This is a genomic window from Ochrobactrum sp. AP1BH01-1, assembly GCF_018066705.1.
Classification (GTDB): Bacteria; Pseudomonadota; Alphaproteobacteria; order Rhizobiales; family Rhizobiaceae; genus Brucella.
In genome coordinates this window covers 761,791-776,240 of sequence record NZ_JAGPOU010000002.1, presented here as the reverse complement: position 1 = coordinate 776,240, position 14,450 = coordinate 761,791, and the positions used below count along the sequence as shown (strand labels likewise).

The following is a 14,450-nucleotide window of genomic DNA, read 5'->3' as shown; positions in this document are numbered from 1 at the left end:
CTGTGGAGGATGGGAGGGAAGAATTCAGCCCTTGAGGCCGGTGAGGGTGATGCCTTCGATGAAGCGGCGCTGGGCCGCCAGAAATGCCAGCAGCAGCGGCAGCGTGATGATGAGGGTCGCCGCCATCAGCGCTCCGTAATCATCGCCTGCTTCCGCGGCGCGGAAATAAAGGAGGCCGAGTGGCGGCGTGGCGCGTTCCATGCCGTTGACGACGATCAGCGGCCAGAACAGGTCGTTCCAGTGCGCGACAACCGAGAAGATCGAAAAGGCGGTGATGGCAGGCCATGCATTGGGCACGATCACCCGCATGACGATGCCTGCTTCCGACATGCCGTCGAGGCGCGCGGCGCTGATGAGATCGTCCGGCATGGCGCGGAAGAACTGCAGAAACAGGAATATGCCGAAGACCGAGATGAAGAACGGTGCGCTGAGGGCAAAATAGCTGTTGAGCACGCCGAGCTGATTGAAACCGACATAGAAGGGCAGTGCCGTGGCATGGATCGGCACCAGAAGGCCGAGCATGACCATCATCATCATGATGCGCTGGCCGCGGAAGTTGAGCTTTGCCATGGCGTAGGCGCAGGGAATGGCAACCACGACCTGAATGACCAGAACGAGCGCGCAGACGACGACGCCGTTGAACAGCAAAAGCCCCATCGGCACGCGGCTCATTGCCTTGGAAAGATTATCCCATAGCGCCCAGTTGTGCGGGATCAGCGACAGGGAAGACGAGAAAATATCCTGCTGCGACTTTGCTGCCGTCGACAGCATGAAGATGTAAGGCGCGAGGAAAAGCAGGGCACCCAGTGAAAGAATGCCGAGACGAAACGAACGGGCGAAAGACATACCGGGTTCCTCAATAGTGGGTGCGGCGGTCCAGCACGCGGAATTGCAGCATCATCAGGATCACGAGAACCGCGAGAAAGATCACTGTCATGGCGGAGGCATAGCCGACGCGCAGATAGACGAAGCCTTCCTGATAAATGGTCCAGAGCAGGACTTCCGAAGCCTTGTTCGGACCGCCTTCGGTCAGCGTCTTGACCGTCTCGAAGACTTTCACTGCATTGATGATGCTGATGGTCGTGACGAAAAGCGTGGTGGGGCCGAGCAGCGGCCATGTGACCAGCCGGAAGCGCTCCCAGCTGTTTTTCACGCTGTCCACTTCGGCAGCCGAATAGAGTTCTCGCGGAATGGCCGTCAGACCCGCCAGAAACAGCACCATATTGAAGCCGACGCTCTGCCAGATGCCGATAAGCGCGAGGCTGAACAGCACCGTTTCGCTCGATCCGAGCCAGTTGGGACCGGCAATGCCGATCATGCCCAGCATGGCGTTGACGGGACCCAGCGTCGGATGCAGCAGATATTGCCAGACGGTGGCCATGGCAACGAGCAGCGATGCGACAGGCAGGAAATAGACCGTCCGGAAGAAGGACTTGCCGCGAACTTCGCCTTCGATGAGAAGCGCCACGCCAAGGCCGAGAAAGACGGAAGCGGGGGCGACGATCGCGGTATAGATGGCGGTGTTCTTCAGCGAGATCAGAAATGTCCGGTCGCTGAACAGTTCGGCATAGTTTTCCAGCCCGATGAATTCGAAACCGTCATAACCAAGCTCGAAATTGGTAAGGCTCCAGAAAATGACGGCGGCTGTCGGCAGGAGAATGAGCAGCACCGTCAGGATGATGGCCGGAGCCGCGAGTTTCCAGGCAAGCCGTTCTTCGCGGCGGCGGGCTTCCTCAGCCGCCGTGCGTGCGCCGGTGGCCGCAGAGCCGGGTAACGTTATATCAGACATGAGCGGCAGCCTTTGCCGGAGATGCGGTTCTGACGATATTTCCGGCGGGCTGGCGCAAGCGCAAGCCGTCCTCTCCGAAGAGATAGGCGTGGCTGGCATCGAAATGCAGGCCAACAGGCAGGCCGACAGCGATGTCGCGGGCTTCTTCGGGCGCAAGCTTCACGATGAGATCGTGCGCTGCACCGGGAGCCTTGAGATAGACGAGCACTTCGGAGCCCAGAAATTCGATCCGCGAGACCGTGCCCGCAATGCCTGACTTGTCGTGCGGCTTGAGCTGGAAATGTTCAGGACGAATGCCGATGCGGATATTCGTGCCGGAATGGACGGCGACGTCCTGTAGGATGGTGCGGCCTGCAAAATGCACCATGCCGTTATCGCTGACCAGGGCTTCCAGAATGTTGATGCGCGGCGTGCCGATGAATTGCGCGACCTCGATATGGCGCGGATCGTTATAGATCGCGGTCGGCGTGTCGATCTGTAGCAGCTTGCCGCCCATCATCACCGCAACGCGGTCGGCCATGCTGAGCGCTTCGGCCTGATCGTGGGTCACGTAGATGGTGGGAACACCGGCGCGGCGATGCAGTTCGACGATTTCGGCCCGGGTGTGGACGCGCAGATTGGCATCGAGGTTCGAAAGCGGCTCATCCATCAGGAATGCGCCTGGCTGACGGACGAGCGCGCGGGCAAGGGCGACGCGCTGGCGCTGACCGCCAGACATCTGGCCCGGCTTGCGGTCGAGCAGGTGGTCGATCTTGAGGCTGGTCGCGGTTGCCCTGACCTGTTTCTGGATGGCGGCGCGTTTGCGCCGCTGGCCGGGAACGAAGGCGCCGATCATCGGCAGGCGCTCCGCGGCGGTCAGATCGCGCATAGCAAGCGGGACGGCAATGTTCTGTGCCGCCGTCAGATGCGGATAGAGCGCGTAGGACTGGAACACCATGGCGATGTTGCGGTCGGCGGGATGCGCGCCGGTTATGTTGCGGCCTGCAAGCTCGACGCTTCCTTCATCGGCATGGTCGAGACCGGCGAGAATGCGCAGCAATGTGCTCTTGCCGCATCCTGACGGGCCGACAAGGGCGATGAATTCGCCTTCCGCCGCTTCGATGGAAATGCCATCGAGGATGCGGTTGCCTCCATAGGATTTGCCGATGTCGCGAAGGACGAGCGTGCTCACTGGCTTGCCTCCTCGGTGACCTTTTCGCCGTCGCCCGTGTGGTGCGGATAGACCTCGTGCACCACATCGTCGATGACATAGGGTGTCAGTTCATCGATGCGGACGATGCTGCTCGTGGCGATTTCATCAAGGTCGTGAATTGCAGCGCCGAGGATGCGTTCGCCCGGCAGGTCGCGTTCCATCGGCCCGACGATGAAGGCCGCAGCCGGAGCCCAGACGTAGTTCGTGCCGAAAGCGTCGCCCGACCATGCGCGGTGCAGGTGGCCGCTCGCGTGCAGCTGCACATTATACTGCGCGAAAAGATCATAGAGGCGCTGGCGCGGGGCAGGGCGGATGCCCCAGTAACCGCTGTCGCCCTCATCCGGATCGTCAACGAAGAGCGGCTTGTGCGCAAAGACGGCGACCGGCTTGCCATCACTGTTCTTCAATTCGTCTTCGAGCCACTGGAACTGTTCGGCTTCTTCGGCTTCGCCGGAGCCGATGACGAGGCTGTTGAGGCCGATAATCCGCCATTTGCCGAAATTCTCGGCCCAGCGGTCCGGGCCGATATGACGGCGCCAGCGCATCAGGCGCTGGGCATTGACCGGCTGGTGACTATCAGGAAGATGACCGATGTCGTGATTGCCCGGAAGGGTGAGGACGCGTGCGGGAAGTTCGTTCAGGCAGGCGCGGCAGAACAGAAGGTCGGCCTCCACGTCGGCGCCATCGACCGTGAGGTCGCCGGTGTGAATGACGAGGTCAGGCTTCTGCTGGTCGATCCAGGCAACGAGCGGTTCCCAGTTGCGATTGAAGTGCGGCTTGATGGGGCTGAGGTGGGTGTCTGTAATCTGAACGATCCGCACGGGTACGCTCCTTCTCGGGTCTGTCTGTTGGCGCAGCGGTTTTTCACGCGCCGCATACGCGCCGGGCGCATCATGCGCGGCGTCTTGCCGGGGCTTTTAGGCCCGTTATGTGACAAGCCCGCTGCACTGCAGTGACAGTTGCGTGACATCTGCTTTGCGCGACTCAGGAACGGTGATTTGCCAAATTTGCGGGCACTGTTCTGTTGCCGATGCCCATGGTTTAGGCGGCGGATCTGCTCATGATAATATTACGAAGTAATTTTATTCGATCTAACCAGATGATTTTAAATAGTTTTATTGCCTGATCTAGACATGCGTAAAACGCATAGCTGCATTGCGCTAAAGTCGCATTGCAAAAACAATGGGCAACAGGCATATAAGGGTCATCTCAGCGCTGCGTTTCCTCCTCCCATTTGCGCGGGCTGAGTGTTCCCCTCTGGAGGTTTGCCTCGAAGGCACCTTCAAAACTCAAAGCCAGACATTTGTCTGGCTTTTTTTTTGGCTTTTCGCCGGGCTGGGCGATGCGTTGCAACGATAGCCAAACGGTTTCCACGCTCAACTGTCTCTTTTGACAGGTCCCGGCGACAGCCGACTTGCGCTTCCCATCGCATATTCTCGAATTGCAGATATGAAAAAGGGGCCTTTCGGCCCCTTGGTCTTCTTTGTTCTGATTATTTGCTTTGTCGCATTATCCTACGCATCGAAGCGGGATCAGAAATCAGTCCAGTGGACTGATTTCCCCGCGTAGGCGCTTCGCGCTTTTGCTGGAAATGCTTTAGCGCAGGCTGGCGCAGAAGCGCTGGATGCGGGTGCAGGCTTCTTCGAGCAGCGCGTCCGACGTTGCATAGGAAATACGGAAGTTCGGTCCGAGACCAAATGCCGAACCATGCACGACGGCGACGCCTTCGGCTTCCAAAAGTTCAGTGACGAAATCTTCGTCGGTCTCGATGACCTTGCCAGCTTCCGTTTTCTTTCCGATGAGGTCCGCGCAGGACGGATAGACGTAGAAGGCACCTTCCGGCGTCGGGCACTGGATGCCTTTTGCCTGGTTGAGCATCGAGACGACCAGATCGCGGCGGGCCTGGAAAATCTTCTTGTTTTCCGGAATGAAGTCCTGCGTGCCGTTGAGCGCTTCGACTGCGGCCCACTGTGCAATGGAGCAGGCGCCGGAGGTCTGCTGACCCTGAACCATATCCATGGCCTTGATAAGCTGCAGTGGCCCTGCCGCGTAGCCGATACGCCAGCCGGTCATGGCATAGGCCTTCGAGACGCCGTTCATGGTGAGCGTGCGGTCGTAAAGCGACGGCTCGACCTGAGCGGGCGTCGTGAAGACAAAATCGCCATAGACCAGATGCTCATACATGTCGTCGGTCAGGATCCAGACATGCGGATGACGAACGAGAACATCGGTCAGAGACTTGAGTTCCGCTTCCGTGTAAGCCGCGCCGGTCGGGTTGGACGGCGAGTTGAAGATCAGCCACTTGGACTTCGGCGTGATGGCCTTTTCAAGATCGGCAGCGGTCAGCTTGAAGTTGTCCTCGATCTTGGTGTTGATGAAGACCGGGTTGCCGCCGTTGATCGCCACCATTTCCGGGTAGCTCACCCAGTAAGGGGCAGGGATGATGACTTCATCGCCGGGGTTCAGCGTCGCCATGAAGGCGTTGAACAGAATCTGCTTGCCGCCGGTGCCGACGATCGTCTGTTCCGGCTTGTAGTCGAGACCGTTCTCGCGCTTGAACTTGGCAACGATGGCCTGGCGCAGCTCGGGAATACCTGAAATGGGCGTGTACTTCGTTTCGCCGCGATTGATGGCGTCGATGGCAGCCTGCTTGATATTGTCCGGCGTGTCGAAATCGGGCTCGCCCGCACCGAGACCAATCACGTCCTTGCCCTTGGCTTTCAGTTCACGTGCTTTCTGGCTGACCGCGATGGTCGCAGATGGCTTTACACGAGAAAGGGCGTCGGCGAGAAATGCCATGATAGATCTCCATAGATGGCAGGCTCTGTTAACCGGCACCGGGCGCGGTCCGGTTTTGCGGATTTTCTATGTCCCATCGGCGCGGGAAGCGCAACAGAAGGATTGAGAATTCGTCCGCAATTGCCGGATTTCGCGCAAATGTGTTGCCGAAACGAACAGATCCATCAGCAATGCTGACATATTGGCGCAAAGAAACTGATTGGACAGGAAGCGGGCGGGCAGAAATATTGCGGCAAACAGGAGACGACCATGCTGACACTTTATGAACACGCCGATTCCGGCAATTGCTACAAGCCTCGCCTGCTTCTGGCGAAGATCGGCAGACCCTTCCGACACGTCGCGGTTTCATCGCTCGACGGATCGACGCGCACGCCGGAATATCTGGCCAAGAACCCGAACGGCAAGGTTCCGCTGCTGGAACTGGAAGACGGGCGTTTTCTCGCGGAATCGAATGCCATTCTCCTGCATCTCGCCGAGGGGACGCCGCTCCTGCCGCAAGACGCTTACGAGCGCGCGCTGGTCTATCAATGGCTGTTCTTCGAGCAATACAGCCACGAGCCTTATATCGCGGTGCGCCGGGCGTTGATGGTCTATCCGGAGCGGTCGCGCGATGCGACGCCGGAGCGTCTCGCTTCCACGCTTGCCGGTGGCGAAAAGGCGCTGGCTGTGATGGAAACCCAGTTGCAGAAAACGCCGTTCATCGTCGGTGACAATTATACGGTGGCTGATATCGCGCTCTATGCTTACACGCACGAAGCGCATCGTGGCGGTTTCGACATGCAGAAATATCCCGCTGTGGGTGCATGGCTGCAGCGCGTGGCCAGCGACAAGGGGCATGTGCCGATCGAATGGCTGCCGTAAGGTTCTATCCTGCCATCAGGTTACGCAGGCTGCGCGTGGCCATCAGCTTGTAAGCCGCTATCAGCGCATCGCATTCGCTTTCCGAAACCTCGACGGCGATGCGCATGGTGGATTCGCCGAAATGCATCAGCAGGAAGGCCGTTTCGTCCAGTTGTGGCGGCAGCTTGCCGGGGACGATCCGGCGGATCGTATCGGCCAGCAGCTGGCCGTTCTGCCTGCTTTCAGCAATTTCCAGCTTTGACAGGGACTTGTCTGTCTGCGTGGCCGACCAGATGTCGCGCATTGCCGGTTCCAGCCGCATCAGGCCCAGATACTCATCAATTAGTGCATTGAAGGCGACGATCAACTCATCTGCCGAATTGGCTGCCGCGAGCCCCTCGGCGATACATTGGCGCGATTGTGCATTGGAGCTTTCAAACAGGTAGCGGATCAGGGCGCTCTTGTCGGGGAAATACTGATAGAGCGCGCCAATGGAGATACCGGCCTGCTGGGCGATTTCACTCATCCTGAGACTGTCGCTGCCTTTGGCGGCGATCAGAGCCGTGGCGCATTCTGCGATGCGACGGATCTTTTCCTGCGCGCGGCTCTGGCTGGGCGTGCGGCGGAGGACAGGGGTGCTGGTGGCCTCTGCTTGCCCGGCGGAATTCTGCTTCATGACCGACTCACATATTACGCTCTTGACAGAATATGAGGATTGCTCACATATTGCAAATATGAGGGTTGCTCATATTTTGGGAGAGGGAAGGTGAATAGATATCGTGCGCGCAAAGCTGCCGTCGAAGACAGAGGGAGGACAGTCATGACAACGGGTTTTCAGTTGCTGGTTCTGCTGGCAGCATGGGGTAGCGCCATTACAGGCGGCATTTTCTATGCGTTCTCAAGTTTTGTGATGGCTGCGCTGGCGCGCATTCCGGCGAGCGCGGGCATGATGGCGATGCAGTCGATCAACATCACCGTGCTCAACGGCACGTTCTTCGCCGCCTTTTTCGGCACCGCATTGCTGTGCCTCACGATCGTCGTGCTGGGATTGATGGGCTTCGAGGGCCTGTCGGCGTGGGCGATGACCGGCGCTGTTGTCTATCTCGTCGGCACTATCGGCGTCACGATGGTTCTCAACGTGCCGCTGAACAACCAGCTTGCCCTGATGGACGCCGATGCGGCTGCGTCGGTCGACGCCTGGCTCGCTTATGTACGTGACTGGACCTTATGGAATCACGTCCGCACCATTGCCGCGCTGGTCGCCGCCCTCATTCTTGGCGCAAGCGCGATGGGGCGGGGCTGACCGGAAAAGCGGACAAACAAAAAGGCGGGCCCGAGGACCCGCCTTTCTCTGCCTTGCGGCAAAACTTATGCTGCGACGAGGTTGTCGGCAGACGAACGGCCCGAACGGCGGTCCTGAACGATTTCGTAAGAAACCTTCTGACCTTCATCGAGCGTGGCAAGGCCAGCGCGCTGAACGGCGGAGATGTGAACGAAAACGTCCGTGCCGCCCTGATCAGGCTGGATGAAGCCGAAGCCCTTGGTCGTGTTGAACCACTTAACTGTTCCCGTAGCCATGGGAAATTCCTTTGTAACAAGTAGTAGAATAGTCCGTATGCTTCGCACACGTCCCTGTGAATCGAATTTATGGACAGGAGATCGTCAGGAAGCACGGCGGGCCGCACGGGTCGCAAAGTCACTCGACCGAAAAATCGATGCACTAACTATATGCGACAAATTTGACCAACACAAGACAGCTGCGTTGCCAGCTAGAAATTGATTTTATTCAGGCTTCCTGCCATTCCGAGGCCCAGCCGGTCTTGTGCGCTCCGGCGGTCGAGCCAGAACAGCCGGAATAAAATCGGGGTGCTGCCGCCGCAAGGCGACATTTCATAATGATCCCAGGTTTCAGGGAGCGCAGCCCGCAATTTCAGATGGAAGCAATGGCGGCGATGAGGCTCCGTATAGCCTCTTTCCGGATAGTCATAATCGACGGTTTCGAGATGGATCATCCCGTCGCCATAAAGAAGGCCGGTTTCCTCGGCGAATTCTCGATAGGCGGCGGCGAGAATATCTTCTCCAGCCTCGACCGTGCCGCCCGGCACTTGAAGCGGCGTTTCGGGGAAATCCGGTTCTTCAAAGACCAGAAGGCGGCCGTTCCACGTCGCATAAATGAGCACTTTGTCGATGGGCTTGATGGTGACAGCCATGGATTGCTTTCCGTCAGGGGTTCTGGTTCCGGCCATGATTGCAGCGAATGATCGGCGGTAAAACCCGCACATTGTTGTGGGTCACTACAGCTGGTTTGCACGAAAAGCGTGCTGATCTCCTATCTTTGACTTCCGCGTGACGTACATAATGCGCATGTTGCGAACATATCTGCAAAATTGAACGGCGGGTGGGCAGCGAGGCCGAACATGACGTCTGAACCAGACAAGGATAAGACCAAGCAGGGCGCCCCCAAAAAAGGCCGCCCCCGCAAGAAGTCGAGGCGCAGCGTCACCGAGCGTCTGCGCAAAGGTTCGGCGAAACTGGTCGGCGGCGCTCCGTCACGGGACGGCACCGATCTTTTTTCACAGGTTTCGATGATGGTCGGGGCCTTTATGGCTTCGCCGGTGCGCAACACGCTGATTGCGCTTGGCCTCGGTATCTTCGCCCTCATCGTTCTGATCGCCATTGGACAGGTCGCCATCAATCGCTGGAACGAGCCATTCTACGATGCGCTCGCCCGGCGGGATTTGCAGGCTTTCTTCCATCAGTTGATGGTATTTTTCGGGATTGCAGGTGCGCTGCTGGTGCTCAATGTATCGCAAACCTGGCTCAATCAGATGTTCAAGCTGAAGATGCGCGAGGGGCTGGCGCGGGATCTCGTCGGGCAATGGCTGGTGCCGGGGCGCGCCTTTCGGCTGGCCAATGCGGGCGAAATCGGCATCAATCCCGATCAGCGCCTGCATGAAGATGCGCGCCATCTGGCCGAGACCTCCTGCGATCTTGGCATAAACCTGCTCCAGTCCACCGTCATTCTGGTGAGTTTCGTCGGCGTTTTGTGGTCGCTGTCGAGCGGCTTCGTGTTCCATGTCGCAGGCTACAGTTTCTCGATCCCCGGCTATATGGTCTGGGCCGTCGTCATCTATGCCGCTTCCGCCTCGTGGCTGACATGGATCGTCGGGCGCAGCCTCGTCAACATCAATGCCAACCGTTATGCCCGTGAGGCGGATTTTCGCGCTTCCCTGATGCGGGTCAACGAACATCTGGACGCGATCACCCTTTCGCGCGGCGAAGCGGACGAGAAGCGGCGGCTGGGTCTGGACATCGATGCGGTTCTGGCCGCGATCCGCAAGATCGTCTATGCGACCACGCGGCTGACATGGGTGACTGCCGGTTATGGCTGGCTGACAATCGTGGCGCCGATCCTGGTAGCGGCCCCGGTCTATTTCGGAGGTGGATTGACCTTCGGCGGGCTGATGATGGCTGTCGGCGCTTTCACGCAGGTGCATAATGCGCTGCGCTGGTTCGTCGACAATTTCGGCGCGATTGCCGACTGGCGGGCGACGCTTCTGCGCGTGGCGAGTTTTCGTCAGGCAGTGCTGCACATGGATGCGCTTGGCCGTCTCGATCGGCAGATCGATCTTGCCGTCAATGACGGCGATGTGCTGACGCTGGACGGAGTTTCCATTGCGGCGCCCGAAGAGTGCCTGAAGCTTTCGCGCCGGACTCTCGCGGTGAAGGCCGGAGAACGCGTGCTCGTCACCGGAGGGACCGAGACGCAGAGAACGCTGCTGTTCCGGGCGCTGGGCGGGCTGTGGCCGTGGGGGGAGGGACGGATCGGCATGCCGGTCAGCGACGGCGTCGCCTTCATGCCGCGTGCGCCCTATTTTCCGCCGGGAAATCTGAGGGGCGTGATCGCCTATCCCCTCGATATCAAAAAGTTTTCCGACGAAGCGCTGGAAAAGCTTCTGCAGCGGGCCGGGCTGGGGCGGCTTTCTGCCAGCCTCGACAGCGTCGCCCGATGGGACCGCGTCCTGACGGATGACGAAAAGCAGTGCCTGGCCTTTGCGCGGCTCATCCTCCAGCAGCCGAAATGGATTGTCATCGATGGCGCGCTCGATGGTCTCGATACAGAGGCTTATCAGCGGATACGCGACATGCTGGACGATGAGCTGAAAGAGGCTGGCATCGTTCATCTGGGCAAGCCGCATCTGCATGAAGGGCTTTTTACCCAGCAGGTTCATCTGGAAGACGATCCCGACCGCAAGCCGCTGGAACTGGCTGCGCTGAAGACCGCATGAAAAAAGCCGCCGGGATGTCCGGCGGCTTCAATCTGCTCATACTGATACGATGATCAGCGGAAATAATCCTGCAGCGGACGCACTTCCAGCGATCCGGCCTTGAGCGCGGCGATGGCTTCGGCTGCGGCTTCGGCGCCTGCCATGGTGGTGTAGTAAGGCAGCTTCTGCATCAGCGTTGCGCGGCGGATCGACTTGCTGTCAGAAACGGCGCTGGCGCTGTCGGTCGTGTTGAAGACCAGATGAATCTGGCGATTGCGGATCGCGTCTTCTACATGCGGACGGCCTTCGATGACCTTGTTGATCTTGGTCGATTCGACGCCGTTGGCTTCGAGGAATTTTTGCGTGCCGCCGGTTGCCATGACCTTGAAGCCGATGCTGGCCAACAGGCGAACCGGACCGAGCACGCGCTCCTTGTCCTCGTCACGGACGGATACGAAGACGGTGCCTTCACGTGGCAGCTCCACGCCTGCGCCAAGCTGTGCCTTTGCAAAGGCCAGGGCGTAGTCGTAGTCGAGACCCATGACTTCGCCGGTCGAGCGCATTTCCGGCCCGAGCAGCGTGTCGACGCCGGGGAAGCGGGCAAACGGGAACACGGCTTCCTTGACCGCGATATGCGGGCGGGAAGGTGCCTGCGGCTTGCCGCCATAGGCACCGAGTGCGGCTTCCAGGCTTTCACCGGCCATGATGCGGGCCGCAACCTTGGCAATCGGCGTACCGACCGTCTTGGCAACGAAGGGAACCGTGCGCGAGGCGCGCGGATTGACTTCGAGAATGAAGATTTCGCCGTCCTTGATGGCGAACTGAACATTCATCAACCCGCCGACATGAAGCGCCTTGGCGAGCGCTGCCGTCTGGCGTTCCAGTTCGGCAACGATTTCCGGCGAAAGCGTGTGCACGGGCAGCGAGCAGGCACTGTCGCCCGAGTGGATGCCGGCTTCCTCGATATGTTCCATGATGCCGGCGACAAAGCTATCCTTGCCGTCGCACAGGCAGTCGACGTCCACTTCGATGGCTTCGGTCAGATAGGTGTCGAACAGAAGCGGATTCTTGCCGAGCAGCGTGTTGATCTGGCCTGTCTTGTCGTTCGGATACTTGGCCTTGATGTCTTCCGGCACCAGTTCCGGCACGGTATCGAGCAGATAGTTCTGCAAGGACCGTTCGTCGTGGATGATTTGCATGGCGCGGCCACCCAGAACATAGGACGGACGCACGACCAGCGGGAAGCCGAGGTCGGCGGCGACGAGGCGGGCCTGCTCGACCGAATAGGCGATGCCGTTCTTCGGCTGGTTGAGGTCGAGCTTGATGAGAAGCTTCTGGAAACGGTCGCGATCTTCGGCAAGGTCGATGGCGTCCGGCGAAGTGCCGAGGATCGGGATGCCGGCCTTTTCAAGCGCATTGGCGAGTTTCAGCGGTGTCTGGCCGCCAAACTGCACGATGACGCCGTGCAGCGTGCCCTTTTCCTGTTCCACGCGCAGGATTTCCAGCACGTCTTCCGCGGTCAGCGGTTCAAAATAAAGACGGTCCGAGGTGTCATAGTCGGTCGAAACCGTTTCCGGGTTGCAGTTGACCATGATGGCTTCGTAATCGGCGTCGCCGAGCGCGAAGGCTGCATGGCAGCAGCAATAATCGAACTCGATGCCCTGGCCGATACGGTTCGGACCGCCGCCCAGAATGACGACCTTCTTGCGATCCGACACTTCGGCTTCCGAACGCGGCTGGCCGACGAAAGGCGTTTCGTAGGTCGAATACATATAGGCAGTCGGCGAGGCGAATTCGGCGGCGCAAGTGTCGATGCGCTTGTAGACCGGATGCACGTCCAGTTCGGCGCGCAGCTTGGCCACGTCTTCGGCGTCCTTGCCCGTCAGGCTTGCAAGGCGGGCGTCGGAGAAGCCCATGGCCTTCAGCATGCGCAGGTTTTCAGCGTCCTGCGGCAGACCATGTTCGCGAATGCGCTCTTCGGTTGAAACGATCCCTTCGATCTGTTCGAGGAACCACGGATCGATCTTGGAGGCGTCGTGGACCTGTTCGGTGGTGAGGCCAAGGCGCATTGCCTGCGCGACCATGCGCAGGCGGTCCGGCGTCGGCGTGCCGATGGCGGCGCGGATGGCGTTCTTTTCGTCGCCTTCCTCAATGTTGGGAATGGCGATTTCATCAAGGCCTGTCAGGCCGGTTTCAAGGCCGCGCAGCGCCTTCTGCAAGCTTTCCTGGAAAGTGCGGCCAATGGCCATCACTTCGCCGACCGATTTCATGGCCGTGGTCAGGATCGGCGAGGAACCGGGGAATTTCTCGAAGGCGAAACGCGGGATCTTGGTGACGACATAGTCGATCGACGGTTCGAACGAGGCAGGCGTCGCGCCGCCGGTAATGTCGTTGTCGAGTTCATCGAGCGTGTAACCGACCGCAAGCTTGGCCGCGACCTTGGCAATCGGAAAGCCGGTTGCCTTGGAGGCGAGTGCCGAGGAGCGCGAGACACGCGGGTTCATTTCGATGACGATCATGCGGCCATTGGCCGGATTGATCGCGAACTGCACGTTGGAGCCGCCGGTTTCGACGCCGATCTCGCGCAGCACCGCAATCGAGGCGTTACGCATGATCTGGTATTCTTTGTCGGTCAAGGTCAGCGCAGGAGCAACGGTGATCGAGTCTCCAGTGTGCACGCCCATCGGATCGAGGTTTTCGATGGAGCAGATGATGATGCAGTTGTCCGCCTTGTCGCGGACAACTTCCATTTCATATTCCTTCCAGCCCAGCACCGACTCTTCAATCAGAACTTCGGTGGTCGGCGAGGCGTCGAGGCCGCGTTCGATGATCTCGAAGAATTCCTGACGGTTATAGGCAATGCCGCCGCCGGTGCCGCCGAGCGTGAAGCTTGGCCGGATGATCGCCGGAAGGCCAACCACGTCAAGGGCCTGCGCTGCCTTTGCGAGCGCGTGGCTCATGTAACGCTGCTTGCGCTCCACTTCGCCGAGTTGCCATTCGGTTTCCAGCTTGTCGAGCGCCTTGTCGAGATCGTCGCCGGAGAACTGCGCCTTCACTTCGGCGCGCTTGGCTTCGTGACGCTTGCGATCCTCGTCCTTGATTTCGGTCGCGTTGGCGAGCATCGAGCCCGGCGTGTCGAGGCCGATCTTCTTCATGGCTTCGCGGAAAAGCGCACGGTCTTCCGCCTTGTCGATGGCCTCGGCGTTCGCGCCGATCATCTCGACGTTATAACGTTCAAGCACGCCCATGCGGCGGAGCGACAATGCGGTGTTGAGCGCGGTCTGGCCGCCCATGGTGGGCAGGATAGCGTCCGGGCGCTCCTTGGCGATGATCTTGGCGACCACTTCCGGCGTGATCGGCTCGATATAGGTCGCATCCGCCAGATCGGGATCGGTCATGATCGTGGCCGGGTTGGAGTTGACGAGGATGATGCGGTAGCCTTCCTCTTTCAACGCCTTGCAGGCCTGCGTGCCGGAATAGTCGAACTCGCAAGCCTGGCCGATGACAATGGGACCCGCGCCGATAATCAGGATCGATTTGATATCTGTACGTTTCGGCATGG

13 protein-coding genes are annotated in these 14,450 nt (G+C 59.5%); 3 read left to right on the top strand and 10 right to left on the bottom strand.

What is annotated here, in order from left to right:
• Positions 1 to 24: 24 nt before the first annotated feature.
• From J9800_RS09105 to J9800_RS09080, 6 genes are all read right to left on the bottom strand, one after another.
• Complete coding sequence (locus J9800_RS09105) at positions 25 to 846, bottom strand: carbohydrate ABC transporter permease (protein ID WP_114216335.1); 822 nt, start codon at positions 844 to 846, stop codon at positions 25 to 27.
• Positions 847 to 856: 10 nt separating this feature from the next.
• On the bottom strand, positions 857 to 1,789 hold the full coding sequence (locus J9800_RS09100; RefSeq protein WP_114216336.1) for a carbohydrate ABC transporter permease: 933 nt from the start codon (positions 1,787 to 1,789) through the stop codon (positions 857 to 859).
• On the bottom strand, positions 1,782 to 2,960 hold the full coding sequence (locus tag J9800_RS09095; protein WP_114216337.1) for an ABC transporter ATP-binding protein: 1,179 nt from the start codon (positions 2,958 to 2,960) through the stop codon (positions 1,782 to 1,784). Before J9800_RS09095 ends, J9800_RS09100 begins: the two co-directional genes overlap by 8 nt.
• Positions 2,957 to 3,802 (bottom strand): metallophosphoesterase family protein, encoded by an 846-nt coding sequence (locus tag J9800_RS09090; RefSeq protein WP_114216338.1) that lies wholly within the window; start codon positions 3,800 to 3,802, stop codon positions 2,957 to 2,959. Before J9800_RS09090 ends, J9800_RS09095 begins: the two co-directional genes overlap by 4 nt.
• Before the next feature lie 388 nt (positions 3,803 to 4,190).
• Entirely contained in the window at positions 4,191 to 4,361 is a 171-nt protein-coding gene (locus tag J9800_RS09085; RefSeq protein WP_210845705.1) for a hypothetical protein, read from the bottom strand.
• Positions 4,362 to 4,577: 216 nt separating this feature from the next.
• The gene (locus J9800_RS09080) at positions 4,578 to 5,780 is read right to left on the bottom strand and encodes a pyridoxal phosphate-dependent aminotransferase (protein WP_114216339.1); all 1,203 of its coding nucleotides are present in this window, start codon (positions 5,778 to 5,780) and stop codon (positions 4,578 to 4,580) included.
• Positions 5,781 to 6,029: 249 nt separating this feature from the next.
• On the opposite strand from J9800_RS09080, the gene J9800_RS09075 reads away from it, so the two are divergent.
• Entirely contained in the window at positions 6,030 to 6,641 is a 612-nt protein-coding gene (locus J9800_RS09075) for a glutathione S-transferase family protein (protein ID WP_114216340.1), read from the top strand.
• A 4-nt stretch (positions 6,642 to 6,645) separates the two neighbouring features.
• Here J9800_RS09075 and J9800_RS09070 read toward each other — a convergent pair whose 3' ends face one another.
• A complete protein-coding gene (locus J9800_RS09070; RefSeq protein WP_114216341.1) occupies positions 6,646 to 7,296 on the bottom strand; it encodes a TetR/AcrR family transcriptional regulator in 651 nt (216 codons plus the stop codon).
• A gap of 144 nt (positions 7,297 to 7,440) precedes the next feature.
• On the opposite strand from J9800_RS09070, the gene J9800_RS09065 reads away from it, so the two are divergent.
• Entirely contained in the window at positions 7,441 to 7,923 is a 483-nt protein-coding gene (locus J9800_RS09065) for an anthrone oxygenase family protein (RefSeq protein ID WP_114216342.1), read from the top strand.
• A gap of 65 nt (positions 7,924 to 7,988) precedes the next feature.
• Here J9800_RS09065 and J9800_RS09060 read toward each other — a convergent pair whose 3' ends face one another.
• Together J9800_RS09060 and J9800_RS09055 are read right to left on the bottom strand one after the other, a co-directional pair.
• Positions 7,989 to 8,198 carry a cold-shock protein gene (locus tag J9800_RS09060; RefSeq protein WP_006471898.1) on the bottom strand — a complete coding sequence of 70 codons (210 nt, stop codon included), beginning with the start codon at positions 8,196 to 8,198 and terminating at the stop codon, positions 7,989 to 7,991.
• 191 nt (positions 8,199 to 8,389) lie between these two features.
• The gene (locus J9800_RS09055) at positions 8,390 to 8,830 is read right to left on the bottom strand and encodes an NUDIX hydrolase (RefSeq protein WP_114216343.1); all 441 of its coding nucleotides are present in this window, start codon (positions 8,828 to 8,830) and stop codon (positions 8,390 to 8,392) included.
• Positions 8,831 to 9,037: 207 nt separating this feature from the next.
• Here J9800_RS09055 and J9800_RS09050 point away from each other — a divergent pair, with 207 nt between their 5' ends.
• Positions 9,038 to 10,909 carry an ABC transporter ATP-binding protein/permease gene (locus tag J9800_RS09050; protein ID WP_114216344.1) on the top strand — a complete coding sequence of 624 codons (1,872 nt, stop codon included), beginning with the start codon at positions 9,038 to 9,040 and terminating at the stop codon, positions 10,907 to 10,909.
• A 53-nt stretch (positions 10,910 to 10,962) separates the two neighbouring features.
• On the opposite strand, the gene carB is transcribed toward J9800_RS09050, so the two are convergent.
• On the bottom strand, positions 10,963 to 14,448 hold the full coding sequence (carB, locus tag J9800_RS09045) for a carbamoyl-phosphate synthase large subunit (protein ID WP_114216392.1): 3,486 nt from the start codon (positions 14,446 to 14,448) through the stop codon (positions 10,963 to 10,965).
• Positions 14,449 to 14,450 lie beyond the last annotated feature (2 nt).